The sequence below is a fragment of the Methylotenera sp. genome (assembly GCF_029945535.1).
Taxonomy (GTDB): Bacteria; Pseudomonadota; Gammaproteobacteria; order Burkholderiales; family Methylophilaceae; genus Methylotenera.
Window position 1 is genome coordinate 808,583 of record NZ_JAQSCU010000010.1, and the last position, 25,373, is coordinate 833,955.

At 40.8% G+C, this 25,373-nt stretch carries 29 protein-coding genes and 1 pseudogene; 13 read left to right on the plus strand and 17 right to left on the minus strand.

The features are described 5' to 3' along the window. Nucleotides 1–93: 93 nt before the first annotated feature. Nucleotides 94–1,050: a zinc-dependent alcohol dehydrogenase family protein gene (locus tag PSU72_RS06870; RefSeq protein ID WP_300431568.1), complete on the minus strand. Its 957-nt coding sequence runs from the start codon at nucleotides 1,048–1,050 to the stop codon at nucleotides 94–96. An 18-nt stretch (nucleotides 1,051–1,068) separates the two neighbouring features. Further along, nucleotides 1,069–3,663: a magnesium-translocating P-type ATPase gene (gene mgtA, locus PSU72_RS06875; RefSeq protein ID WP_300431569.1), complete on the minus strand. Its 2,595-nt coding sequence runs from the start codon at nucleotides 3,661–3,663 to the stop codon at nucleotides 1,069–1,071. Nucleotides 3,664–3,844: 181 nt separating this feature from the next. On the opposite strand from mgtA, the gene PSU72_RS06880 reads away from it, so the two are divergent. Together PSU72_RS06880 and PSU72_RS06885 are read left to right on the plus strand one after the other, a co-directional pair. Continuing rightward, nucleotides 3,845–4,270 carry a universal stress protein gene (locus tag PSU72_RS06880; protein ID WP_300431570.1) on the plus strand — a complete coding sequence of 142 codons (426 nt, stop codon included), beginning with the start codon at nucleotides 3,845–3,847 and terminating at the stop codon, nucleotides 4,268–4,270. Between the two features lie 189 nt (nucleotides 4,271–4,459). Further along, nucleotides 4,460–5,053 (plus strand): dienelactone hydrolase family protein, encoded by a 594-nt coding sequence (locus PSU72_RS06885; RefSeq protein ID WP_300431571.1) that lies wholly within the window; start codon nucleotides 4,460–4,462, stop codon nucleotides 5,051–5,053. A 2-nt stretch (nucleotides 5,054–5,055) separates the two neighbouring features. On the opposite strand, the gene PSU72_RS06890 is transcribed toward PSU72_RS06885, so the two are convergent. Continuing rightward, nucleotides 5,056–7,350 (minus strand): xylulose 5-phosphate 3-epimerase, encoded by a 2,295-nt coding sequence (locus tag PSU72_RS06890; protein ID WP_300431572.1) that lies wholly within the window; start codon nucleotides 7,348–7,350, stop codon nucleotides 5,056–5,058. Between the two features lie 142 nt (nucleotides 7,351–7,492). Between PSU72_RS06890 and glgP the strand changes: the two genes are divergently transcribed. Continuing rightward, nucleotides 7,493–9,322 carry an alpha-glucan family phosphorylase gene (glgP, locus tag PSU72_RS06895; protein ID WP_300431573.1) on the plus strand — a complete coding sequence of 610 codons (1,830 nt, stop codon included), beginning with the start codon at nucleotides 7,493–7,495 and terminating at the stop codon, nucleotides 9,320–9,322. Nucleotides 9,323–9,448: 126 nt separating this feature from the next. Beyond that, nucleotides 9,449–9,757: a hypothetical protein gene (locus PSU72_RS06900; RefSeq protein ID WP_300431574.1), complete on the plus strand. Its 309-nt coding sequence runs from the start codon at nucleotides 9,449–9,451 to the stop codon at nucleotides 9,755–9,757. 52 nt (nucleotides 9,758–9,809) lie between these two features. Here PSU72_RS06900 and PSU72_RS06905 read toward each other — a convergent pair whose 3' ends face one another. Beyond that, nucleotides 9,810–11,033 carry an acetate/propionate family kinase gene (locus PSU72_RS06905; protein WP_300431575.1) on the minus strand — a complete coding sequence of 408 codons (1,224 nt, stop codon included), beginning with the start codon at nucleotides 11,031–11,033 and terminating at the stop codon, nucleotides 9,810–9,812. Between the two features lie 255 nt (nucleotides 11,034–11,288). On the opposite strand from PSU72_RS06905, the gene PSU72_RS06910 reads away from it, so the two are divergent. Further along, the gene (locus tag PSU72_RS06910) at nucleotides 11,289–11,951 is read left to right on the plus strand and encodes a helix-turn-helix domain-containing protein (RefSeq protein ID WP_300431576.1); all 663 of its coding nucleotides are present in this window, start codon (nucleotides 11,289–11,291) and stop codon (nucleotides 11,949–11,951) included. A gap of 39 nt (nucleotides 11,952–11,990) precedes the next feature. On the opposite strand, the gene PSU72_RS06915 is transcribed toward PSU72_RS06910, so the two are convergent. From PSU72_RS06915 to PSU72_RS06940, 6 genes are all read right to left on the minus strand, one after another. Then, nucleotides 11,991–12,194 carry a DUF2934 domain-containing protein gene (locus PSU72_RS06915; RefSeq protein ID WP_300431577.1) on the minus strand — a complete coding sequence of 68 codons (204 nt, stop codon included), beginning with the start codon at nucleotides 12,192–12,194 and terminating at the stop codon, nucleotides 11,991–11,993. A 48-nt stretch (nucleotides 12,195–12,242) separates the two neighbouring features. Next, nucleotides 12,243–12,878, minus strand: coding sequence for a phosphoribosyltransferase (locus tag PSU72_RS06920; RefSeq protein ID WP_300431617.1), 636 nt, complete (start codon nucleotides 12,876–12,878; stop codon nucleotides 12,243–12,245). Between the two features lie 6 nt (nucleotides 12,879–12,884). After that, complete coding sequence (locus PSU72_RS06925; RefSeq protein WP_300431578.1) at nucleotides 12,885–13,451, minus strand: phosphoribosyltransferase family protein; 567 nt, start codon at nucleotides 13,449–13,451, stop codon at nucleotides 12,885–12,887. Nucleotides 13,452–13,484: 33 nt separating this feature from the next. Continuing rightward, nucleotides 13,485–14,075 (minus strand): phasin family protein, encoded by a 591-nt coding sequence (locus PSU72_RS06930; RefSeq protein ID WP_300431579.1) that lies wholly within the window; start codon nucleotides 14,073–14,075, stop codon nucleotides 13,485–13,487. A 13-nt stretch (nucleotides 14,076–14,088) separates the two neighbouring features. Next, nucleotides 14,089–14,406 (minus strand): YqjD family protein, encoded by a 318-nt coding sequence (locus PSU72_RS06935; RefSeq protein WP_300431580.1) that lies wholly within the window; start codon nucleotides 14,404–14,406, stop codon nucleotides 14,089–14,091. Between the two features lie 111 nt (nucleotides 14,407–14,517). Further along, complete coding sequence (locus PSU72_RS06940; protein ID WP_300431581.1) at nucleotides 14,518–14,934, minus strand: hypothetical protein; 417 nt, start codon at nucleotides 14,932–14,934, stop codon at nucleotides 14,518–14,520. A gap of 118 nt (nucleotides 14,935–15,052) precedes the next feature. Here PSU72_RS06940 and PSU72_RS06945 point away from each other — a divergent pair, with 118 nt between their 5' ends. The 5 genes and pseudogenes from PSU72_RS06945 (at nucleotide 15,053) to PSU72_RS06965 (ending at nucleotide 17,905) form a co-directional block, all read left to right on the plus strand. Beyond that, a complete protein-coding gene (locus tag PSU72_RS06945) occupies nucleotides 15,053–15,250 on the plus strand; it encodes a hypothetical protein (RefSeq protein ID WP_300431582.1) in 198 nt (65 codons plus the stop codon). 53 nt (nucleotides 15,251–15,303) lie between these two features. After that, nucleotides 15,304–15,804 (plus strand): BCAM0308 family protein, encoded by a 501-nt coding sequence (locus tag PSU72_RS06950; protein WP_300431583.1) that lies wholly within the window; start codon nucleotides 15,304–15,306, stop codon nucleotides 15,802–15,804. A gap of 8 nt (nucleotides 15,805–15,812) precedes the next feature. Next, nucleotides 15,813–15,974 (plus strand): hypothetical protein, encoded by a 162-nt coding sequence (locus PSU72_RS06955; protein WP_300431584.1) that lies wholly within the window; start codon nucleotides 15,813–15,815, stop codon nucleotides 15,972–15,974. 98 nt (nucleotides 15,975–16,072) lie between these two features. Beyond that, a pseudogene (locus PSU72_RS06960) lies at nucleotides 16,073–16,957 on the plus strand (L,D-transpeptidase family protein). Between the two features lie 21 nt (nucleotides 16,958–16,978). Then, a complete protein-coding gene (locus PSU72_RS06965) occupies nucleotides 16,979–17,905 on the plus strand; it encodes a CHAD domain-containing protein (protein ID WP_300431585.1) in 927 nt (308 codons plus the stop codon). Nucleotides 17,906–18,084: 179 nt separating this feature from the next. Here the strand turns inward: PSU72_RS06965 and PSU72_RS06970 are convergent, their stop codons facing one another. The 7 genes from PSU72_RS06970 to PSU72_RS07000 all read right to left on the minus strand — a co-directional run bounded on the left by PSU72_RS06970 (nucleotide 18,085) and on the right by PSU72_RS07000 (nucleotide 23,239). Then, entirely contained in the window at nucleotides 18,085–18,288 is a 204-nt protein-coding gene (locus tag PSU72_RS06970; RefSeq protein WP_300431586.1) for a DUF2934 domain-containing protein, read from the minus strand. 219 nt (nucleotides 18,289–18,507) lie between these two features. Beyond that, nucleotides 18,508–19,245: a class I SAM-dependent methyltransferase gene (locus PSU72_RS06975; protein ID WP_367186082.1), complete on the minus strand. Its 738-nt coding sequence runs from the start codon at nucleotides 19,243–19,245 to the stop codon at nucleotides 18,508–18,510. Between the two features lie 62 nt (nucleotides 19,246–19,307). Further along, entirely contained in the window at nucleotides 19,308–19,841 is a 534-nt protein-coding gene (locus PSU72_RS06980; RefSeq protein ID WP_300431587.1) for a class I SAM-dependent methyltransferase, read from the minus strand. Further along, nucleotides 19,825–20,301 (minus strand): universal stress protein, encoded by a 477-nt coding sequence (locus PSU72_RS06985; protein WP_300431588.1) that lies wholly within the window; start codon nucleotides 20,299–20,301, stop codon nucleotides 19,825–19,827. Before PSU72_RS06985 ends, PSU72_RS06980 begins: the two co-directional genes overlap by 17 nt. A 56-nt stretch (nucleotides 20,302–20,357) precedes the next feature. Further along, on the minus strand, nucleotides 20,358–20,954 hold the full coding sequence (locus PSU72_RS06990; protein WP_300431589.1) for a nitroreductase family protein: 597 nt from the start codon (nucleotides 20,952–20,954) through the stop codon (nucleotides 20,358–20,360). Nucleotides 20,955–21,117: 163 nt separating this feature from the next. Further along, nucleotides 21,118–21,738 (minus strand): response regulator, encoded by a 621-nt coding sequence (locus tag PSU72_RS06995; protein ID WP_300431590.1) that lies wholly within the window; start codon nucleotides 21,736–21,738, stop codon nucleotides 21,118–21,120. 7 nt (nucleotides 21,739–21,745) lie between these two features. Further along, entirely contained in the window at nucleotides 21,746–23,239 is a 1,494-nt protein-coding gene (locus PSU72_RS07000) for a PAS domain-containing sensor histidine kinase (RefSeq protein WP_300431591.1), read from the minus strand. A gap of 247 nt (nucleotides 23,240–23,486) precedes the next feature. Here PSU72_RS07000 and PSU72_RS07005 point away from each other — a divergent pair, with 247 nt between their 5' ends. From PSU72_RS07005 to PSU72_RS07015, 3 genes are read left to right on the plus strand one after another with little or no spacing between them, the layout of a single operon-like run. Continuing rightward, on the plus strand, nucleotides 23,487–23,696 hold the full coding sequence (locus PSU72_RS07005; RefSeq protein WP_300431592.1) for a DUF2934 domain-containing protein: 210 nt from the start codon (nucleotides 23,487–23,489) through the stop codon (nucleotides 23,694–23,696). Beyond that, nucleotides 23,693–24,106, plus strand: a complete 414-nt coding sequence (locus PSU72_RS07010; RefSeq protein ID WP_300431593.1) for a hypothetical protein — start codon at nucleotides 23,693–23,695, stop codon at nucleotides 24,104–24,106. The genes PSU72_RS07005 and PSU72_RS07010 overlap by 4 nt, the downstream gene beginning before the upstream one ends. A 28-nt stretch (nucleotides 24,107–24,134) precedes the next feature. Continuing rightward, entirely contained in the window at nucleotides 24,135–24,647 is a 513-nt protein-coding gene (locus tag PSU72_RS07015) for an Hsp20/alpha crystallin family protein (protein ID WP_300431594.1), read from the plus strand. Nucleotides 24,648–25,373: the final 726 nt, after the last annotated feature.

Genomic DNA, 25,373 nt, shown 5'->3' on the forward strand with positions numbered 1-25,373 from the left:
TAGTTAGTTTATATAACCATTACAGCTTTAAAAAAAAATCTATTACTCATATCAATAATCATAAAAACTCAGGTACTAAGACTGCCGCCCCATTCAGCCTCCCAGCTCTAAGATCAGATAACGCCTCGTTAGCTGACTAAGAGGGTAAACAACACTACTGATTTTTATTGGAAAATTGCTGACTAGTGCCATAAAAGCAAGCCCATCAGCATGAGTAAGATTTGCAACACTACGCAGTGTCCTCTCCCCCCATAATAATGAATATGGAATGCTTGGAATATCTGACATGTGAATACCTGCACAAACAACTGTGGCACCTTTTGAGGTTGCTTTTAACGCCAAAGGCACCAAAGCACCTACAGGCGCAAAAATTATGGCAGCATCCAGCAATTGTGGTGGCATATCCTTTGAAGATCCAACCCAAAGAGCGCCTAATTGTCTGGCGAAATCTTGTGCTTGAATATCACCTTCTTGTGTAAAGGCGTACACCTCACTGCCATCATGAGTAGCAATTTGCGCAATAATGTGTGCGGCTGCACCAAACCCATAAATGCCAAGTCTTTCCCCGTCATCTGACAACATTAAAGCTCTATAGCCTATAAGTCCCGCACATAGCAAAGGTGCAGCTTCAATATCGGAGTAATGACTATCCATTAAAAAGCAGTAGCGTTCATCCGCCACCGCCATCTCCGCAAAACCTCCATCTAATTGGTAACCAGTAAATAGTGCCTTATCACACAGGTTTTCACGATCAGTTTGGCAGTAATAACATTCTCCACATGTCCAACCTAACCAAGGCACGCCAACGCGATCACCAATTGAAAATTGATTTGCATTTACGCCCAAACCAATAACTTCCCCAACGATTTCATGACCAGGTATTAATGATTTTTTTGGGCTTTTAAGATCACCGTCAATAATATGCAGGTCAGTTCTACAAACGCCACAAGACAGAACGCGAAGCAACACTTGATTTTCTTTTGGCAAAGGGTCTGGCACATCTTTATAAACCAAAGGTTGGCCTTGCTTCTTTAATAGCATCGCTTTCATGATGACTCTCCTTACATATTAAAATTTAGACTTGTTATAAACTCGATAGAACCAACGCTTAACAAATTCAACCATCACAAGGTAGCCAATACCCATGGTTAACAAAATGGTGAAAAACTTTATTGGTAGAGGAGAAAAGCCAAAATATGCACCTATGCTTGTGAATGGCAGCGTAATAGCTACGCCGACAATTAATAAAGATGTATATACAAGCCAACTATTAGGCTTACTTTTGAAGATATTACGACGCGTACGAATAATAAAGATGACTAACACTTGCGTCACAATTGACTCCACAAACCAGCCAGTTCGGAACAATCCTTCTTTTGCATTGAATACATTCAACATCACATAGAATGTCAGAAAATCGAAGATTGAGCTGACGGGACCAACTAGCAACATAAAATTACGTATGAATTTCATGTCCCACTGCCTTGGCTTTTTAAGATACTCAGTGTCTACATTGTCAAAAGGAATGGTGATTTCTGAAAGATCATAAAGCAGGTTATTGAGCAATATTTGTATTGGCAACATTGGTAAAAATGGCAAGAATAATGCCGCACCAGCCATGCTGAACATATTACCGAAATTAGAACTGGTACCCATCATGACGTACTTCATAATGTTGCCAAAGGTACGACGCCCTTCAACCACGCCTTGATGCAATACGTTTAAATCATGCGTTAGCAGGATGAGGTCTGCTGCATCTTTTGCAACATCAACGGCAGTATCTACCGAAATACTAACATCAGCTAAATGCAGCGCTGGCGCATCATTAATGCCATCACCCAAATATCCAACGACATGACCACGTTGCTTGAGCGCTGTTATCACACGACTTTTGAGTGCTGGCGTCACACGGCAAAATAAATTGATGCTATTTACCTTTGCTCGTAGCGCCTCATCACTCATTTGCACTATCTCAGCTCCAGTTAGAACACCTTTGACGTTCAGTTCTAATTGCCTGCATACATACTGAGTAACCAGCTCGCTATCTCCAGTAACTATTTTGATAGTGATTCCACTTTTTTGTAATTTAGCAAGTGCACTGCTAGCGCTAATCTTTGGCGGGTCAAGAAATGCTGCAAATCCCGCGAAAACAAGTTCAGCCTCATCGCTAACATTGGCATGCATGTGCCCAGACTCCACCTTTCGCCAAGCAATACCTAGCACTCGAAATCCTTGTTGCGCCAATTCAACTGCACGTAAATTTAGCTTACTCAACTTATTTGCATCTAGCAATGAGATTTCCATTGATGAAAGCTCATAGCGATTACACAAATGCAAAACATCTTCGCATGCGCCTTTTACTACCAGAAAACGATCATTTTGATTTGACAGCAGCACAGAAACTCGCCTTCGCTCAAAATCGAACGGTACTTCATCGAGTTTTTGCCAAGCGCTGACATTCAATGTCTCATGGCGCAAAATAGCCTCATCTAAAGGGCTTTTTAAGCCAGTTTCAAAAAAACTATTGAGATAAGCCCATAACAAAACACGTTCACTATCCATACCTGCGTAATCAAGATGACGCTCCAGACGTATCTTGGCCTCTGTAAGAGTGCCAGTTTTGTCGGTACAAAGTATGTCCATACTACCTAAGTTATGAATAGCCGAAAGACGCTTAACAATGACATGCTGGTGACTCATGCGTATTGCTCCACGAGAAAGCGTCACGGTAATAATCATAGGAAGAAGCTCAGGCGTGAGGCCTACTGCAAGCGCCAATGCAAACATGAACGATTCAAGCCATGGTCGGTGTTGTAGCAGAATAACCAACAACACAAACAATACTAAAAAAAATGTTAACCTAAGAATCAACATGCCGAAACGGTAAACACTTTGCTCGAAAGCCGTAGGAGGTGGAGTGATATTCAATGCGCTGGAAATATCACCCAGTGCAGTATGTGAGCCTGTTACACATACCAAAATTTTTGCGGAACCACTCACAACATGTGTGCCAGCAAAGACTACATTGATTGCAGCATCTAACTCAAGAGGCGCTTGATTAATTTCAGGTTCTATTTTATTAGTTGAATGCTTTTCTATAGGGTAAGGCTCACCCGTTAACAGTGCCTGATTTACAAAAAAATCATCCGCTTCAATAATTAGTCCATCAGCAGGTACAAGGTCACCAGCACTTAATAACACAACATCGCCTGGTACAATCAACTCGACATTAACCTCTGTAAGATTCTGATCTCTAAGCACAGTTGCTTTTACGGCCACCGAGCGCCGCAAAGCCTGCGCCGCATTTTCTGCACGATGCTCTTGAATAAAATCAAGCGTCACACTAAATACAACCATACAGACAATAATGACAAAGCTCACTAGGTCCGCTGTAAATGCAGAAACTGCACTTGCTACCAACAACAGAATGACTAGTGGATTTCTAAAGCGTGAAAGAAACTGCAAAACCAAACTACTTTTTTTAATGACGCTTATGATATTTTCACCGTACCTTGCTATACGAACATTCGCCTCCGCACTTGTTAGCCCCTCAGCGCCAGCAGACAGATGCTGTTGTTGGATTCCTATAGACTCTAGCCAATGTTGATTATCTAAATTAAGCATCAAAAACTTAGCTTTCTTTTTAAAAATATTTGCTGCCACAGAAAATACATCAGAAAATCTAAAGATAAATAACCTCTAACTCTAATTTTGTGAATTTAATTGCAGAACCATTCAAGCAATTGATGAAAATCAAAAACTGTTTATAAGCCCAATTTAAAATTTGCATAAACTTGCTGTTTTTACATTCAACAAAAGTAAATATTAAAAGGGGTTGGTAAAAATGCACTCAATACTTATTCCAGTGGATGGTTCCAGTCACTCTAAACATGCAATTAAGTATGCTATATCTTCGATTAAAGAAGGCCTGCGGGCAGAAATTCATTTGATTAATGTTCAACCAGACATACTTCCAATGGGAGATTTACCGCTAATAGATTTGGATTTAGTTGAAAAATCGCAACATGAGCAATCAAAAAAAGTGATTAGATCCGCCAGTAGATTATTAAGGAACGCAGGCCTGAGTTACACCAAAAACATATCCAAAGGGTCCATAGCTAACAATATTGTTAGCTATGCCAAAGAACATGGCTGCAATAGCATCATTATGGGAACAAGGGGTATGGGGTTAATTGGCAATGTCATATTGGGCTCAACATCAAATCAGGTCGTTCGTTTGGCGAAGATCCCAGTGACTCTGGTCAAATGAAGTATCTATTGCAATTAAGTCAGCTTTAATTTTGTTGTGACAAGGCAATCTATTACGAATGTAAATTAAACCTTGGATAGGCATAACTTTATGATTTTACATAACGAATCAAACTCAACATTAAAAAGGATTCTTAAAGCTGAGGTTAAGATAAGCGCTGGTAATGTAATATTAACAGGAGAGCTCTCTTTGCCGAACAACACGGAAGGCATCGTCTTATTTGCCCATGGTAGCGGCAGTAGCAGGCATAGTGCGAGAAACCGCTATGTTGCCTCAATATTGCAATCCACAGGAATTGGCACACTATTATTTGACCTACTGACTGAAGACGAAGAAGCAATCGATAAAGTTACGGCTCATTTACGATTTAATATTGGCCTATTAGCAGAACGCCTCATCCAAGTGTCCCATTGGGTGCAAAAAAATCCCAGTACGGCTAATTTAAAAATTGGCTATTTTGGCGCTAGCACTGGCGCAGCTGCAGCATTAGTTGCTGCGGCTGTATTAGGCAAACAGATTTTTACGGTGGTTTCACGCGGAGGCCGTCCTGACCTTGCTGAGGGCGCACTCAGCGCAGTGAAATCTCCCACGTTGTTCATCGTAGGTAGTTTTGATAATTTAGTCATAGAACTTAACGAACAAGCAGCAGAGTTAATGACGTGCGAAAAATCCATTAAAGTCGTGTATTCAGCTTCGCATCTTTTTGAGGAGCCTGGTAAGCTGGAAGAGGTTGCAAAAATATCTTCTGAATGGTTTGCGCAGAAATTAAAAGAATCAAAATAGTTTTATAAAAAAACACTTTGCGGGTTCACTCGCCCTTCGAGTGCATCAATTTCATCAACTTCAAGCACCTCGTCCGGATTGATGTGCAAACTATGTGCTACCACACGAACAATATGCGCCCATGATAACCGATTCACAAATAGCATACCTGAGGTATCAAGCGTACCACCATGGTTGGTATAACCCTTAAATACTGTGTTGTCACCTGTATCAAGCGGTCTGAGTACGCCAGACATAACTTCTGGATGTGTATGGCATACGAAAACTCGAGTTGTAATATGCTTAGGATATAAACTGTGACGTAACTCTGTCGGCGCACAATGTAACAATTCGCGGCTACCTCGCGGCTGACGGAATCGACCAGGCTCAAGCAAATAGTTAACAGCGACTTTAACATCTCGATGCTCTAATCTTTCTGCAGCTTTAAGCGTTTCAATCATCTGGTAGGCACCGATAGCAGTTAAAATCACTTCAGCATTAGCAAGCTTAGAGGCGTTAAATGTAATGCCGCCATTCTCAACCAGCTCCTGTGCTGAGCCCATTGAGAACAAATCAGGAATACTGTCGGACTTAGGGATAACATAACAGAATATTTTACCGTGCGTGCGATAACAAGCCTCTAGACTAGCCACAGCAGTATTAAAATCAGCAGGAAACATCACTCTAGAGACATCCGCGGGCTCATTGAGAAGCGCTTCACACAAAGCTGGGTCTTGGTGCGAGCGTTCATTTTTACCATTTTCATAAGTATTTGAGGTCAAAATAACAGGTACAGAAAGCCAACCAGCTTTTCTGCCACGTGAGGCAAGATGATCAGACCAAATGATTTCCTGGCGCAAGGCGCCAAGCATCTTAGGACCGAAGGCCTCATAGGTAACTGCTAGGTTAATACCACCTTTGTTACCAAGACATGCACAAATAACGGTTTCTTCGTTCAGCGCTGTAATCACAGCTCCATTAATAGACTCAGCAATTCCAGACTCAGCTTCTGTTACACGGTGCTTTAGCAAGTCTAATGTAGCGCTTAAGTGGTTTGAACGCATTTCATCTGGATTACCTACACGAGGACGCAAATCTGCATTTGCTTCAACGAAGGCCAAAAAGGTATAGTCGATAGCAACCATTGGGCAACTTAATGCATAGTCAGCGATATCAAAAGTATTGCTATTAACTACCTTATATGACAACTTAGGGAAATGTTGAATATAGACATCTCTGTTCGCGATTGTGTTATCGCGCTCTAACAGCCTGTCAGTTAATGCGTGATTGCTCAGCATGCCACTTGCTTGCAAGATTTTTTCTAATGGCACAAACATCTTATGCGCATATTCATTGAAGTGTTCCGTCGCCAGATTGTTGAATTTAGGATTTTTACCAAGCGGCAAACCATGTGCATCATTCGTACCTGCGCCATAAAACCCTGCACCTTTTTTAGCCACGGCAATACCATATGGCAACATTACAGGGTAACTTAACTCTAGCTGGGCAACACTCGCCCTCTCCGCTAGCCGACGTTCACCTTCAAGTATCATACAAGCAAACGCCGCAGGATCAGTACCATCAAACACGATGGGGTCAAACGAATATATGGTCAGATGTTTCTTGAACCATTCAAGACCTTTGCCCTGAGAAAGGGTAGCACGTTGATCAATTCGGCGACCGTTAAAGATCATGATTGGCACCACGGATCCACTATCCTCTGGGCGCCACCAGCGTGGAACCCAGTCTGATCCTCGCTGCTCTTCAAATGCACCATCGGATAAAAACGTCACTAGTCGCTCACCCACAAGTGGCATATGCACGTATTGCAGATCGGCAAAACCTAGATACCCACCTTCTAATATTGCTCCAGCAGTATTGATATTGACATGACTACCTAAGGGAGAGTCTTGATTACCATGCTCGTCTAATTTGTAAGAATAAAAATCCTGCACAAATCTGGACAAACCAAACTCTGAAATAGAATATCGCTCAGCATGTTCGGGACGCATATTATCTAGTAACAAATTAACAGAATCTACCGCAGCTACTGCATGACCTTGCCCCATCAACCAAGCACGAGTTACCCCACTTATAGCATTTGCCAGCATATAGCCCACATAAGCTGGCACCATGTTTAAAGAGCCTCCTGTATGACCTTGCGGGTTATCTTTAAAATCCTCACGCGATAAAGCCTTACCGTCAAGCTTCACTTTCTCAGCATAGGTCATATGCACAACTAACCACATAGCAGCGTTTGCCAGCTTATCAGCCGCGCAGAGTAACTCTAAAAGATACTCAGGCTTTGCACCATGCACCTGCAACTCATTCAGAGTCTCATGTACTCATAATTCGGTTTCTCTTGAATGCTTGATATCGCCATATCCATTAGCCCAGTGCGCAAATGATCTTGAATCGTCATGATGGTTCACCTGTTATTAATTTGCAATATCAGAATTTATGATGTCTTTGGTTGATACTAAAATGGATTTGAAAGTGACTTTTGATGAAAGTCAAAAGTATTGCGCGCTAACTATTTATCATTCACTCAACATTCAACTTATAAGTATTCAATGTCGTATTGAAAGGGCATCTGTGCTTGAAGAATTCATTCATTCTCCCCGTGTTGCTTATTTCTCAATGGAAATAGCTTTGTGCAATGAAATTCCAACATATGCTGGCGGCTTAGGTGTTTTAGCTGGTGATATGGTAAGGTCGGCAGCCGATTTAATGTTGCCTATGGTTGCAGTAAGCCTCATCAGTCGTGCAGGATATTTTCATCAAACAATTGATGACCAAGGACATCAAACAGAAGAGTCCGATAGCTGGAATCCTGAATTGTGGGTTAAACCACTTAACGCCAAAGTTGCCGTCACGATAGAAGGTCATGTAGTTTGGATTGGCGCATGGCTGTATAAGGTAAAAGGTCTTAGCGGCGGTATTCAACCAGTAATTTTATTAGATACTGATCTTAACGAAAATTCACCTGAGGACCGAGTACTGACTCATTATCTATACGGCGGCGATGCAACTTATCGCCTCAAGCAGGAAATTGTATTGGGCATAGGTGGCGCAAGAATACTTCCTGCATTGGGTTTTACTATTTTTCACTATCACATGAATGAGGGGCATTCTGCCCTGCTTGGCTTGGAGTTACTTCATCGCTATGCTTACTCACCTCAAGAAATCAGGCCCGGAGAAGCACTTTATGATATTCCACGTGTACGAGAAATGTGCAGTTTCACCACACATACTCCCGTCGAATCTGGGCATGACCATTTTAACTATGACATGGTCACCACAACGTTTGATGGTAGCGTTGACCTTGCCACAATCAAGTATCTAGCTGGTGAAGATTGCTTAAACATGACACGCTTAGCCTTAAATTTAAGCGAATATGTAAATGGCGTTGCTAAAAGCCATGCTGATATTTCAAATAAAATGTTCCCCGGTTATCAAGTACACGCTATTACTAACGGCGTACACCCCCTAACATGGGCATCTGATGGCTTTATAAAACTCTATAATAGTTATGTTTCAGGCTGGCATCATGAGCCAGAGCTGTTAATACGTGCTGAGTGCTGTATACCAGATAAGGAGATCTGGGATGCACACCAGCAAGCTAAAGCAGCGCTGATTAAGCAAGTGTTTGACATGACTGGCATTCATTTGGATATCAATATTCCGATTCTTGCCTTTGCTAGGCGGATGACTGCTTACAAACGACCTGATATGCTGTTTTCAGATATTGAGAGATTAAAGCAGATAGCTAAAAAATTTCCTTTTCAAATAATCATGAGTGGTAAAGCGCACCCCAGTGACAAAGAGGGCAAATCTCTCATTGCGGAACTACACAACGATATTGAACAACTCTCTAGTTTAGTTCCTACAGCTTACATACCTAACTATAATTTAGACATTGCGCACAATATGGTGTCTGGCAGCGATGTATGGCTAAATACACCGCTACAGCCTTTCGAAGCTTCTGGCACAAGTGGAATGAAAGCTGCGATCAATGGTGTACCAAGTCTTTCTGTGCTGGATGGATGGTGGATAGAAGGATGTATTGAAGGCATCACTGGCTGGGCTATCGGCAGTATAGGCAACAATGAAGTTAGCGACGCCATCGACTTATATGACAAATTAGAAAAGGTGGTTCTACCTCTTTACTCCAGATCTGATAAAACGCTCTGGATTAAAGTAATGAAGTACGCAATCAGCAAAAATGCATCTTATTTCAATAGCCACCGTATGATGCGGCGTTATCTGATTGAGGCATACACAAGATAGTTCAGCATGACTGCCCACTTATACGTGCTGACACGTGTAGCAAGCATTGCAATCACCAACATATAATCAGAGTCTGAATGTTCAGAACACGGCTTTTCAACCCATTACTATAGTTAAGGAGTTGTCATGAAATATTCTTTGCTGAGCATCGCTTTATGCATTTTAGCAAGCTGCTCTACACAAAAACATGTCCCAAGCTCCGCTGCAAATAATTCAGCAGTAGAAGAAAAAGCGCTGGTCTGCGCTAGCTGCCATGACCCAAACATTAAAACAGGATTTGCCGAGGCGCCACCGCTCACTGGAAGGCCTTATAAAGAACTAGTGTCAGCAATACAGAAAGTTCGTGACCATGATGCTACTCAACCGTCATTAAGACATGACTTAAGTGATCGGGATATTTACCTCATAGCAACGTACTTTTCTAGCATTAGATAACTCATTTAACGTTTATATAATACACCGTCTGACGATATCGTTAGATATGAACTCAGTTGATTAAGTGATTTTTTAGCACTAAATATTTAGCATCCTCAGCTATCAGTAGCGCCTCATCCACAGCAACAACATATACACTAATTTTTGAAGTATCTGTTGAAATCTGCATGCAGTCACCGGTACTAAGATGATGGGCAAGCTGATTACGCTCTGCATCCAGTTGCAGCCCACACCACGACATGTCATCGCAAATATGCTGGCGTATTTGTGCTGAGTTTTCGCCGATTCCACCGCCAAATGTAATGCAGTCAGCGCCATTTAGTATCGCCAAATACGCCCCTAAGTACTTACGCGCACGGTAACAAAACATCTCTATGGCAAGCTTGGCATTTTTATCGACATCTTGCTTATTTAATAAATCACGCATATCTGAACTAGATTTTGTTATGCCGATTAAACCTGAATGGTGAAGCAACTTATCTTCTATTTCACCCAACTGGTGACCATTTTTAAGTAAATAGATAAGCAATCCAGGGTCTATATCGCCGGCCCTCGTTGCCATCACTAAACCTTCTAGTGGCGTAAATCCCATGCTGGTATCTATAGGCTTACCATTTAGGCAGGCCGCAACTGAGCAACCATGCCCAAGCTGGAATGTAATCATTCTATGATGATGCAGCTCTAAATTAATCTGCTGCTGCACCATGTACCGATGCGCAAAGCCATGAAATCCAAATCGCTTGATACCATGCTGCCGTACCAAGCTTTCTGGTAAGGCATATGCTGTATAGCTTGGAAGCTCATAGAAAAATGCTGTATCAAATACCACAACCGTTAGCACTGGGTCTGTTAACCGGTAACTGGAGAGTATTTTTTGGGATTTCCGTACGACGGACATCGCTTGGGGAAGATGTAGTGGAGCAAACTGATTTAACAAATCTAAATGCTCAATCACCTCAGTGGTCACAATAGTGGGCATATAGAAGTTCGAGCCACCGTGCACCATACGGTGTGCCACGATCCGAACATTACGTAACAGCGAGCCAAATGGCCATAAGTTCTGCAACCAATCTAAAACCCACTCTGCTGCATGCTCATGCGTATGTACATTAATATAAATATTGCCCTGAACCGCACCATCACTCCAGGCGAATGATGACTCTACGCCAATATTGCTCACGGTACCGCCCACTGCAAACTCCATAGCATCATTAAACAGAGAAAACTTCAGTGATGAGCTACCCGCATTGAATACAAGTATAGAAAAAGCCGTCATATTTTATTCACCATTGAGAATTAAAGCGTGATGACATTAGCGTAAGTGTTTACACATATTGTGCTCAAGTTCCAGACATGATTTGATAGATATCAAATTGACATGGACTTTTATTGCATTTGCCGCTCACTAATCAATAATTAGTGATATATCAAAGAGGAGAATAGCATTAGCACGATTGCGATTAGCAAGGCTAGGATTGATATAGAAAGCCTCAAACCGTGCTGTTCCAGCTGTCACGTGCATGAAATGTGCATGCCAACTGGGGCATCATCACACTTGCTAAAAAAGTTAGATATGCTAATTTCAGTCAGAAAACGGGTCAAAGCAGGCTCCATCATATATCACACAGGCAGTCAGTTTCATGCGATATATGCGGTTAAAAGTGGCTTCATCAAGACAGAAATTCTGCATGAAGATGGACGTATGCAAATCACAGGCTTTTATATGTCCGGAGAAATATTAGGTTTTGATGGAATAGCGACTGATCATCATATTTGCACCTCTATTGCTTTAGAAAACTCAGAGATATGCATTATTCCACTTAGCTGGATAGAACGTTTCAATCAAGGCTCTGATGAGCTGCAGCGCCACTTTTATAAGCTCATGGGTAGAGAAATTGTTCGCGATCACACTATTATGTTGTTACTGGGTAGCATGCAAACTGAGGAGCGCGTCGCTGCATTCATGCTAAATTTATCACAGAGATTTCAAGCCAGAGGGCTTTCACCATATTCACTAACGCTGCGCATGAAACGAGAAGAGATTGGCAGCTATCTGGGCATGAAGATTGAAACCGTAAGTCGCATACTAACAAAATTTCAAGAGCAAGGTCTACTCGAGGTGCAACAAAAAAACATACGAATTCTTGATATGAATGGTCTTAAAAGAGCCATTAGCCAATCACCAGAAATATAAGACACATCACCAAGCTCAAAACTATAATCTAAAAATTACTTAAACGCGTTGATGTACGCACTTTTCCGCAGCAAGCCAGTAATCAAGTGGTGAGCGCTTAAAACCATCTCTTTCTGCGAGAAGAAATGCCTCACATTGTACAATGCGGTGCACTTCCAGTTCATAAGCTATGGGTAAATGGTTAATGTTATGTGCTGCAGAAGCAGCATGCTGACTACATTCATCCCACTCACGATCTTTCATATCAACCATCCTTGTCATTCAATTAAAGTGACTAAATAACCATTGCATTTACTGAGTCATCGTGGATTGCAATATACTCACTACCTCATCATCTTCAATCTGAGGAAAATTAACGTAATACTGCCCAACCGATTGAAAGTTAGATGAAGCCTCCAGACAAACCACCTCATCAGCCAACTCTGTAACCTTTTTTACAGTTTCAACCGGAGCAACAGGCACGGCACAAATTAATTTTGCTGGCGTTTTCTTCCTGAGTGAATGTAATGCAGAAATCATCGTCGCGCCTGTAGCTAAACCATCATCAATCACGATGACAATTCGCCCATTTGGGTCAATTGGAGGCCGAATAGGTGAATACTGTAAGCGGCGTTTTCGGATAATATCCATTTGGATCTGCTTTTCGTACTCAATGTAGTCAGTATCCGCACCAGCCAACTCAGCATATTCAGCAATAAAAATGCCGCCACTTTCATCTACCGAGCCAATAGCTAGCTCTGGCGAATATGGTGCGCGTAGTTTACGGACGAGTACTACATCCAAACTACCGCCAAGCTTATCTGTGATAATTTTAGCCATTGGCACTGCACCTCGAGGAATAGCAAGAACGAGCGGGTTTCTTCCTCTATAAGCGATGAGCTTTTCAGCAAGCCTGATGGCAGCTTCGTTGCGATCGTAAAACATAATAGAAGTCTAATTAATCGTTGGCATTAACAAATCAATCTTAAACTCAGCCTCATATGGCGGCACATTACATTCAATAATGTCTGTCAGTGCAACATCCAGTCTCACACCAGAAATATCTACACTTATCGGCAGCTTGTTTGCACCTCTATCCACAAGTACAACCGTTCTTATCTCAGAGGCTCGCTTTCTAGCCAAATACTCGACTGCACGCAGCATAGAGTGTCCTTTAAATATGACGTCATCGACAACCAAGACTGTAGTATTAGATAAATCCAGCGTTTCGAATTTGGGATTTTCAATTAACATTGTCTCTGGATATAACAAGGTTAAATCATCAGCATACCGTTTAATCTGCAAATTCATTAAACCCATTTTAGATAATTTAAAATGCCGCATAAGCTTAGTATGCAACATTTCAGCTAACGGTGCTCCGCGCCGTAAAACTCCAACAATCATAATGCGTTCCTTGGTAGCTAGGAACCCAGCTGCCTGCCAAGCCATACGGTCAAGTACAGAGTCTAACTCCTCAGTCTGATACAAACATGTCCTAGCACCTATTGGTGGAAACTCCACAGCTAACTCCTTCAATCTATTGTTTAAAAAACATCAATTATCTTTTTTGATGGCATCTTTGATGCCATGAGCAGCATTTTTTGTAACTTCAAGCGCTTTTTTCGCAGCTTCTTTTGTAGCCTCAGCAGCTTTTTTTGCAGCGTTTCTTGAGTCCTCTATAGTTTTCTTAGCAACATCTTTTCCATGCTTAACTAGCGCCTCAACGGCCTCAGTTGCCTTAGAAGTTGACGTTTTAGCAGCCTCGGCAGCTTTTTTGGCCGACTTAGCTACTTCCTGAGTGACTAGTTTGGTGTCGAGCGTTGCTTTCTTGGCAGACTCCTCAGTCTTTTGCACAGCAACTTTAGCAGCCTCTTCGGCCGCTTGTGCAGATTTCCTAGCAACTTCCGCAGCTTCTTTCGTGGCTAGGCTCAAAGCCTTCTCGGCGTTGTCTAGAGAAACTTTAGCTAAATCTGCAGCTTTCTGTGTTGCACTCTGAGCTTCCGCAGCCGCCTTTTCTGACTTTTCATCGGTTTTTTGCAGCACTGTATTTGCGTTCTCTGACGCATTTTTAGTAAGTGCTTCTGCACCTGTAATATTGCTAGTTACCAACAGCATCAACAACAGAAAACATTTAGATTTCAACATCACAAAATCTCCCTTAATGTCGGCGACAGATTAACAAACCAACGATTACCCCAACACTGGCTGCAAAACCAATTGATTTCCATGGATTCTCATGCACGTAAGCATCAGTATCTTCTTTAATGGCTTTAGCCTTAGTAAGGATTGCTGTTTTAGATTCGCCAATCGCAGCTTTCGCCGCCTGAATCGATCCTTCGACCTTAGAACGAGCTTCTGCGATTTTTTCACCTCCTGTATTCGCAGTAACTTTCAAGAGCGCCTCTGCATCGGCTATGACTTCTTTAAAGTCTTCAACTAAGCGCTCTTCACTCTGTTTATCTAATAACTTTTCCACTTTTCATTCCTTTATTTATCAATAAATTTGAAAATCCACTTGTTAGGTTAAAACTTAATGCGTCATAGTATTAATGCGCTATGGCATTAAGCGCTAGACACTTAGGTACAATCAGTCGGGTATTTCTAGTATTGGCCACCAAAACACCACCTGTTGACGTTTACCTGAACTAACACTTACCCATTGTTGTTTCATAACGCCATTGCTTTCAGCAATAATCAAATACTTACCTGTCGGCAATTTAAGAAACAGGTATGGGCCTTCAGTAACAACATCAAGCAACAAATGGCGGCGTCTATCTTCAATTTGTACTTTTACATCTGCTAAAAACTCTTCGTGATTACTTAGTTTTTGTATAAAAACTAAGTCAAGTGGATAATCTTTAGCCATTTCTCGCATTAAGTTTGCCTCACATAGTCCAATGCCACCAGTGGCGTAGGTAATCTCTCCTACAGCTATAGACTTAACTGTTGCCTCACATGGAGTACAATCCTCATAGCAGGCATACACAGGATCTGCTAAGGCCATGATTAAAACCAATGAAAATAAAATGCTCGAATGCTTCACGGTCAACTTCTTTCTTAAAATATTGTGATGGCGAAGATCCATCATGCCAATCTAGAAAAGATGCATTGAGCACAATCTAGTGAGAGATTTGCAACTGGCACAGTTGCTAGAAGCGCGCCATCAATGCGAGAAATTTACGTCACAGATTGCCATGCGTAAATTCGGGCTAACACGTAAGGATAAACCCTTACGTGTTAGCCCGAATTTACGAAGCTTAATGCAATCAATTAAATTACTTCCATCGGCGGTACATGCCCTACAACGCTTAGTTGTTTAATCTCTCCCCGAGATTGGTATCGCCGGCTCCTATTAATTCGGAGGATACTCAAAATGAATATCAACAAAACGCCTTCCAGTATTCATGCAAAAAGCCAAGATCGTCCACTTTTTGAACGGGATATAGACGCATATAAAGCTAAAGATAAGTTAACTGAACCTGCGGTATGTCCTGAATGCAATTCTGTCTTTCATGAAGGGCGTTGGCAGTGGATGACTGTGCCGGTGTTTGCGAACCGTGAAATATGTCCTGCATGTCATCGAATAAATGATAATGAGCCTGCTGGATACGTGATGTTGGACGGTCCTTTTTTTAATGACCACCGTGAGGAGATTAAGCTACTAATCCAGCATCACGTAGAACATGAGCGCAACGAACATCCTCTCAAATGCATCATAGCTATACATAGCGAGGGTGATGGAATTATAGTGACAACAACAGAAACGCATTTAGCCAGTGGCATAGGCGAGGCTATATATCAGGCTTACCAAGGTAAGCTTAAAGTAAGCCATGTTTCGGGTGAAAACCTAGTACGCGTTCACTGGAGTCATTAGGTTTATTGATGATGAAGCAATCTACAAGGCGGTTTCTGTCATCGCTACTTGTGCTGATAGGTGCTGGGCTAATTTTCTTAGCTACCGAGGCATGGCTTGGAGTGTTGTTAATGGCCGTGGGCGTATCGGTTGAGCTAATCGCTATTGCCTTAAAGCTTTGGAACAACTAAAAATCTGATTTTAATGCTGCCATATTTTAGCTTTTTTGCACCTCAACTTAAAGCGAGTTTAATATCAATAAAAGCTTAAAGAAAGCAGAGGAATAAAATTGCGTTTTGTTTGGCATATCATCAGTTTAATTTTTGTTATCTATTCCCCACTTGTAATAGCAAAGCCATCAGAAGCTCATATCATAGGCGGGGTATTCATATACAAAGTTCAATCTGGTGATTATTTAATCAAGATTGGCGCTCGCTTCGGCGTTGAGGCAACATCACTAGCACGAAACAACTACATAGAATATAACAGTCTCCTATCAATAGGACAGCATCTGCTTATCGACAATCGTCATATCGTGCCATATATCAATGAAAATGCGCTGCTGATTAATTTACCACAACGTATGCTCTACTACTTTAAAGATGGAAATCTTGCAGCGGAATATCCTGTTGGATTAGGCAAGCCAAACTGGCCTACGCCCTTGGGTGAGTTTAGCGTGATTGACAAAGCGACCAATAAACCTTAGCTTGTACCAAAGTCGATTCAAGAAGAAATGAAACGCGAAGGTCATATAGTCAAAGTAAAAGTGCCTCCAGGAGCAAATAATCCTTTGGGTAAATATTGGATTGGGCTTAGTCTATCAGCAATAGGCATCCATGGCACCATCGCTCCTTCAAGTGTTTATCACTTTCAGAGCCATGGTTGCATTCGATTACATCCAGATGATATTGCTCAGTTATTTGAAAAAACACCAATCAGCACTACGGTAAATATTGTTTACATCCCAATATTACTCACTGAATCAACCGAAAAGATATTTTTAGAAGTTAATCCAGATGTTTATCATAAAAACAGTAATTCGATAGCTGTAATTGAGCGCTTAGCACATGATAGAAATATGTTCGATAGAATTGATTGGCTGAAGGTGAGTCATGTATTTGAGCTTAAAGAAGGCATCGCTAGTGATGTAAGCCTAACTATAAACCAGCATTAAAATGTTATTTGAGTTCACTTAATGTCTACAAAAGCTAAACATCCACCCATCAAATTATTAAAAAGCATGACACTTGAACAAGCTTTTGAGGTGATGGCGTTTAACTGTTTGTCTCAGCTGGAATCAAGTGCATTAATATTGTCGGAAAACTACGATATTGAAGCTCTGCATCAAATGCGAGTTGGGCTACGCCGGCTTGATGCGCTTCTTGAGTTTTATAAAGACATGGTGAAAATTTCCAAGGAATTGAAATCTGAACTCAAGTGGCTGAGTCAACAGTTAAGTATAGTGCGCGATCGCGATGTGCTTGTTCATTCGACGCTACCAATGATCAACAATAATCCCGAGGATAAATCGAATGACTCCGAAATTCAGTTGACGCAATATATAGCAGATCATTTGGAGGTTGAAGAAAGTCATCAACACATCATTGCGCTCATTAGGTCACAGCGATATATCAAGTTTTATAGGAAACTAACCGAATATCTTCTTCAATCTGGCTGGCGGCAGGAGTTATCGGCTAAAAGCCGGAGTCTAATTACCCAAGAAATAAGCTTTACTGCTCCAGCTCAGCTAAAAAAACAACGTAAAGTTTTAGTTGAACTCTATAAAAAAATCGACTTTAAGCAAAGAAAAAGCGTTCATCGAGTTCGAATCGCAGCCAAAAGATTACGTTACAGCATAGAGCTATTTCAGTCGCTTTATCCTCAAAATAAAGTATCAGCCTATATTAAGAAATTGATAAGGTTTCAAGACTGCCTCGGTCTTTTGAATGATATCAAAGTAGCGAATCAACTACTCAAAGATATGAATGATGTAGATGATGACTTACTGAAAGAAAAAAAGCGTTTGAAACACTCACTCAAGACTAACTTAAAAGCTAAGCAACAACAAGTGGATGGCATATGGCGCAGTGTCAGTTTAACAGCCCCATTCTGGCAAGCTTAAATTAAAAGTTTACTTTTAAGAGCGCAATTCCGACCTACTATTTAGCATCATCCTGATATCTATAGTCTGGCGGTGGAGGTAGAATCCCCCAGTAACACAATAAGAATAAAAAAAATCCTACTCTTCATGGTGACTCCAACTGCACGTACAAATCAAAAAAGCCATTAAGAATCATCAAATTACTTTTGTTTTTTTATTTCAGCCTCAGCTTCCAACCAATCCTGAATCTCATGACCAGGTTCGTAACCTCGAGCCTCAGCTTTATAATATGCTGATACGGCAATACGTGAAAAAATCTGCTCCTTAGATAGCTTTTTAGGTTTATCTGTCATTGAATTTTTAGTATCAGATGGAATAGTTTTGCTTACTTTTGAAGAGCGCATTTCACTTCCTGCCAAATTTCTAAAAAATTCTACGACCCCACATCACTCTGAGACGTTACCCTCAACTTTCGGAACGCTAAGATAATTTAAAAGACAATTAAGGTAATCATATAAATAATTGCTGATTGATGTAAATTCGTGCAAACACGTATGTGGTAACGCTTAAATAATCTACATGGCAATTTGTAATTGAGATAAAAACCTACCTGTAACTAGTCCTTATTGACTATCGGGAGTATATAAATCACACCTTGTTAACGGTAGGTTTGGCATGCCAAGGTGTTTACGCTCCGCTAATATTTGATATATTCCAGTTGCGCCTTGTTCAAACTGTATTGCACACCCCGTCATATATAAACGCCAGATACGGTAGGTGCGCTCCCCTACTAGCCTTACGGCCTCTTGCTGATTTTCTTCTAATCTATTTACCCAATGCCGCAGTGTGTAGGCATAGTGTGGGCGTAAGCCTTCCACATCAAATATTTCAAAACCAGCATCTTCCATCCTGCGTTGAATATTACTGATAGTGTCTAACTCTCCGTCAGGAAATACATGGCGATTGATAAATTTGGTAGATACGCTATCAGCCCATTCAGGCTCATCGGATGTTATTCCATGATTAAGAAACAATCCATCTGGTTTAAGCACTTGATGTACGATAGAGAAATAGCCTGCCAGATTTTTCAGGCCAACATGTTCAAACATCCCTATGCTAGAAACCTTATCATAAGTTCCAACTCGAGCAAGATCTCGATAATTCCTCAGCTCAACTGTTACCTTGCCTTCTAACCCTTGTCTTTTTATTTCTGCAAGTGCATATTCATACTGATTTCTGCTAAGCGTAATGCCATGGGCTTTCACCCCATAATATTTGGCTGCCCAGCATACCAGCGCACCCCAACCGCAACCTATATCAAGGAACTCATCGCCAGCCTGAAGCCTAAGTTTGCGACAGATATGGTCAAGTTTGTTATTTTAGCTAAATCTAAGCCCTGTGCTTTGTCTTCAAAGTATGCACATTAGTAAACCATGCGCTCATCAAGCCACAGCTTATAAAAAGCATTAGGAACATCATAGTGAAAAGCTATCGATTCAACATCATTTTGCCTGAGAGTATTATGGCGATAAAAATGCATAATGCGTTTCGAAAAAGAGTCGTTCTTGAAACTCTTTTGCTTTTGAATACCCAACTTAATGGATTGAAATGCCAATTGCAATTTTTCCTGAACGGGCAGGCTCAGCTTTTCTAGATAATAACGCAGACCCACAGCTGCATTAAAATCACCTGAAACCTCAACATCACCATTGAAATAGGCTTCTGCTAAACGGATAGGATCACGAAACCAAACAAGATGATAGAGTACCTTATTATGTTTAATAGCAAGTGTAAATACCGGCAAGCCTTCACCGATCTGAAGCACAGTATCGTTCCAAAGGCGTACCGCAAATGTCCCTTGATACTCTTTGAATAGCCTATGCAGTATATTTTTTGCTAATGCTGCTACTTGGTTACTTTTATTTTTATTCCACTCCAAATTAGCTTGTATAGTCATTTTTACTATCCTTATCTGATAAGCACCTCACCAGCAAAACAGGTACAGGACTAGTACGAGCTACAGTCTCAGCATCACTACCCATCACTAATCTTTCAATGCCTCTCAAACCATGAGTTCCCATCACTATTAGATCAGCGGGCCACTCTTCAGCCTCGGCGATAATAAATTCGGATACTTTAGTACTCATTGCTTCGATCCCCTTTGAGTCACACATTACACCTGCTTTATGTGCAGCCTCCTCGGCCTTTTTTAAAACTTGCTTACCATTACGACGCAGAACCTCATCGATAAAAATAATATTTAGATCACCAGATGCATCTAAAATTGGAAAATACAAATCTATCACATGCAAAAAACGAAGCTCGGCCTTTTGATCTTTAGCAAGATTTATTGCTTCATTTATCCCACAGTTGGACGTTTGACTGCCGTCAACTGGACAAAGGATCTTTTTATACATAGAAGTTATCCTTAATACAAAATAATCAAATTAAATCAATACTCATTAATGACTACTTAGTCTGAAGCAATCCTTGTAAAAATTAATGGCGCTTTTCTGGACGTTGGTGGCGACTCAACGTTCGGGTAACCTAAGGCAATAGGTGCTACAGCTGTAAAGTTGTTAGGAATACCAAACTTATTTCTTATATCAGATGTATTAAAAGCCTCTACCGCACTTCCAATCACACAGGATCCTAAATTCATTGCGCATGCAACCAACATTAAATTCTCAGCAGCCAACCAGCAATCTGCGGCATAAAAAGGCGATGATGTTTTTCCGCAAATTAGAATGAGTGCATCAGCATCGTAAAAAATATTAAAGTTTTGACTCTCGAAAACATCAAGCAATTGTTCTGGGTCATCTAACTCCCTTTGTTTCAACCCAGTTAAAAAAAGTGGCTTTGCGTAATCAGACAGGGTCTTTAATGTCTGCTCATCCTGAATGATGACAAACCCCCATGGCTCTTGGTGCACTGCAGTCGGAGCCCTTACAGCAGCCTCAAGCAAACTGCTAATTATGCCTTGGGGAATTTTATTTTTTTTAAAACTACGTACTGAACGTCTTGCAAGTATCGTCTCAAAGATATCCTTTTCAGCTTTAATTGATAACACGATGTAAATACCTCCATATGAGTAATCCGTGACCTCCATTGACGTTTACAGTAACAAGAATGTATTTAGTAAGAAATCCGCGTGAACACGTATAGTCCATGTGTTAGCTACTAACAAATAGCGCTATCGTAAAAATATGCTGTGAAAGCCTGAAGTTACCGCATTAATTAATTAGAGTGCTACCTTCAAGTGCGATTCTAGCTAGATCTAGTAAATTTAAAGCGCCTGTTTTTTGCATAATCCTAGACTTATGAATTTCTACAGTGCGGTGACTGATATTTAGATGACGTGCAATTTCCTTATTTGAGTGACCTTGGACAGCTTCGGCCAATACGTCACGCTCTCGCTCAGTAAGACCTGCAAGGAGTAAAGATGCATTTCTATATCTGGCACTTTCAGTCAAAATTCGACCAGACTCACTTACAGCCATACGAACCGAATTAAGTAGCTTTTCTGCACTGACTGGTTTAGTTAAAAAATCTACGGCCTTTGCTTTCATGGCTTTCACAGTCATTTGAATAGTGCCGTGCCCCGATAAAAAAATAACTGGCAGTAAAATATTGCGTTCACATATGACTTCTTGAAGTTGCATTCCACTCATCCCAGACATCCGGATATCAATAATGGCACACCCAAATTGCTCAGACTTATAAGCGGCTAAAAAATCTTCAGCACTTTCAAATAACCTTACTAAATAACCCTCCTGTTCAAGCATAAGAGTAAGTGCATCTCTAATTGCAGAGTCGTCATCAACAATATAAACTGTAGCGTCTGATTGGGTCATGATGATTTCATGTTGCAAATGGTAAAGTAAAATGGAAAGTCGCACCTTTGGTAGCATTTGGCTCAAACCAAAGTTCACCCCCATTAGCTTCTATTAGTGCTCGACTGATTGATAGCCCCATTCCAATGCCTGTGGGTTTGGTTGTGAAAAACGGCTCAAAAATATGTTTTTGTGTTTCGACATCAAGACCAGGGCCGTTATCCTTAACTAAAAGATGGGCCAAATTTATACTTTTGTGAGTTTGCACTGTAATCATAACTTTAGAGTCATCAATTCCAATGCCTTGCATAGCTTCAACGGCGTTTCTAATTAGGTTGACTATTACCTTTTGGACTTGAGTTTTATTTCCTATAACGTTTGGCATTTTCTTCTCCAGTTGGAGCTCCGGATAAAACCCTCCATAACCATCGTCTTTAGCTATAGTTAAAGCCTCTTTCACAGTTCTATTAAGGTCAAAAACCTCTCGAACTAGGTTACTCTTATTTAGGAAGGAGAGTAACTCGTGCAGGCTGTTACCAGCCCGTTGCGCTTGGTGAACACACCCCTCTAACGCACGTTTAAGGTTGTCTGGATAGATACCACCTACTTTCATAGCTCGAAGTGCTACTTCACTGTATGCCGAAATGGCCGTTAATGGCTGATTGATTTCATGGGCAATAGCTGAGATGGTTTGCGCTGCTACTTGTTCTTTAAAAAGAATTTCATTTTCATTACGCTGTTTCCGTAACTTATCTTCAAACACTTTTTGTCTTGTTATGTTTCTTGCTACACCTACTAGCCGAGTTGCGTGCCCATCCTCAAAGTGCATGCGACCTACCGCGGAGACCCATTGCTCTGAACCATCAGAAGGATTAATGACCCTATATTCGGAGTTATACTCCCCATTACCTTTAGGGTCGATTGCATTATCAAGTGCAGACTGTCTAGCCTTGCGGTCTTCTGGATGAATGACTGTACTAAATCGCTTGTTTGAAATTGAGTCAGTTGACTCAGCCCCCCAAAGTAAGCGCATGTCCTCGTCCCAGTGTAGAACGTTACGATTAGAATCAAAATCAAATATGGCTAAATCAGCAGCCTTTGTTGCAAGTTTAAGTCGCTCTTCACTTGCTCTATATGCCTCTTCCGCAACCCTCCTTCGATCTGTTGGATAGAAAATTGCCAAAGTGCAAAGTTGCTCATTCGTTTTTAAAGGTGTTAGGCTTATATCTAAAGTCAGTTCTTGCCCATCACTCCTCAGTGCAATAAGTGCCCGACCATTACTCATACTGCGCGCTTCAGGTTTATGAATATAGGCTTTGCGGTAATGTTTATGATATTCCCTATGGCGAACTGGCATAAGCGCCTCAACCTTAAGCTTACACATATCTTCTTTAGTGTATCTAAATAGCGTAAGTGCTGCGGGATTAGCTAATACAATAAGACCGCTTTCATCAGACAAAAGCATAGCATCAGGACTGACATCAAACAAAGTCTGAAAACTCAAACCTGAAATTAGCTCCATCAACGAACATCTCCATTCGCACTAAATTATCAATTTATAGTTTCAGTCTAGATAAGAACTCGCTTAATGTCTATTAACTTGAGCGTAAATAGGTGTTTGCCCTTACGTGTTCCCCCGAATTTACTGAGGTTGGTCCGTCACGTAAATTTCACAACTCGGCGATACGTAACACGCAATAGCATGTTAAAAATCTCTCCCCAGATTTAAGTGTCGCCGTTTTTCTATGTTTTATGTTGCAGGAGGATGTATGGATCTTTTAAAAGGCCCTAAGGCAAATGTTTGTAATCCAATCCCAGTGATTGGAATAGAGTCTAGTCCAGAGACATTTAGTGAGGTTAATCATACAGCACTTTCAAAAATTGCTAAATGTGCCTATTACAAAGCTGAAGCACGCGGTTTTGAGCCAGGGCATGAAATGGATGATTGGCTTGCTGCCGAGGCGGAGAACATTCAATGAGTATGACGTACACCAAAGTGCAGACCAACTTAACGCATTCAAAAATTTCTTGCGTGCAGGAAAACACTTATCCTGAAGATGGCGCGGCGGTCTTGACTGTGCAAACTAACGGCAGAATTTTAGACTTCAATCAATCTGCCAGTGATTTATTGAATTGTAATGGCAGCAATCTTGCGCAGCAGCATATTTCTATACTTCGTCCGAAATTGGCTGAGGTTGCATTTTTGGTTGGTGAAAATATAAACCCTAACTTACGTTTTTTATCACGTATCGGCTATCACTTTGAGGTGGTTACCATGAACGGCATGCGCTTCGCCAGCAAGTTATTTTTTGTAGATATTGAAAATCTCGGTGAGTGCTGCTTGCGACTCATTATTAGACCTATATCAGAAAAATTCTTAGTCAGTTAATTAAATGTGAATTTAAAAGGAGAACATAATGGACACACAAACTAAAGGCAATATAGCAGTAAAGACCAGTGGAAAAGATGTTGCAAAGAACGCATGGCCATCTATTCACCCAATTGCAGATATGGAAAAAGCATTTGATCGATTTTTTGGTCGCAGATGGCCATCTTTATGGAACTGGGACACGCCTGCTGTAGACACCATATTTGAATTCGATGGTCAGCGTTTACCTAGCTTGGACATAATCGACAGAGATTCTGAAGTTATAGTTCGGGCTGAGATTCCGGGAATTGAGAAGAAGGATTTAAATATTTCTTTAGCTGACAACATACTTACAATTAAAGGTCAAACTAATTCTGAGAGTAAGGAAGAGAAAGGTGATTATTATCGCCATGAAATTTCCAGTTCATCATTTGCACGTTCAGTGAGTGTTCCCGGAACTGTTGATATTGCAAATATAGTGGCAAATTTAAAAGATGGGATTCTTGAAATTAAGTTGCCAAAAATTGAGGCTTCAAAGCGCCGTAGTATTAAGGTGCAATAAAACAATATAAATTTAAATATAGGTAGCTCACATAATGGACGCTATTTTGGGTGACATTTCCCCTGTCACCCAAGGTACCTTGTGCTGAATTAGATAATCAAAGTCACGGCTGAGGATTAGCTAGACTAATAATTGATTCATGTCACTAACGTTTTACTGTTTTTAATTTTTTACTAGAATTAGTCTAAGGAGATCAACTAATATTCTAACAGTAAATATGGAGGCCCATAGGTCTCTTTATTAAAAATTGTAATTTCATGACACGTGACCGGAATCTCCTGTCATTTCTTAGTTTTGTTCTATCACAGTCTCTATATTAAAGTCTTATTATAGAGATGTAGCATGATTGAATGGATTGTAATTGAATAATTATTATTATCGAAATTTATTGAATTAATGACTGGCAGCATTGGGCCCAATGTGTCGGAAATGAGCGACTGCTATTGGGAGCTGAAATTCAATAATCAAGCAGACAAAATACCATAAAAAACAACCAATCAACAATTTTGAAATTTAACTAAAAATTTTCTTAAAACTTCAAATACACAGAATTTTACGAAGATCCAATTAATCTTGAGGTAGCAACTTGAAGTTTTCAACTACGGCGAAGTAGTGTCTTGAAGTTTTTACTGCTGACAAAATCTCTTTCAAGTCTTCTTCATTTCCAGTTGTCTGTTGAATTGCACTCAGAATTGACCCACCTAGCAATATAAATTGCACTAGAAA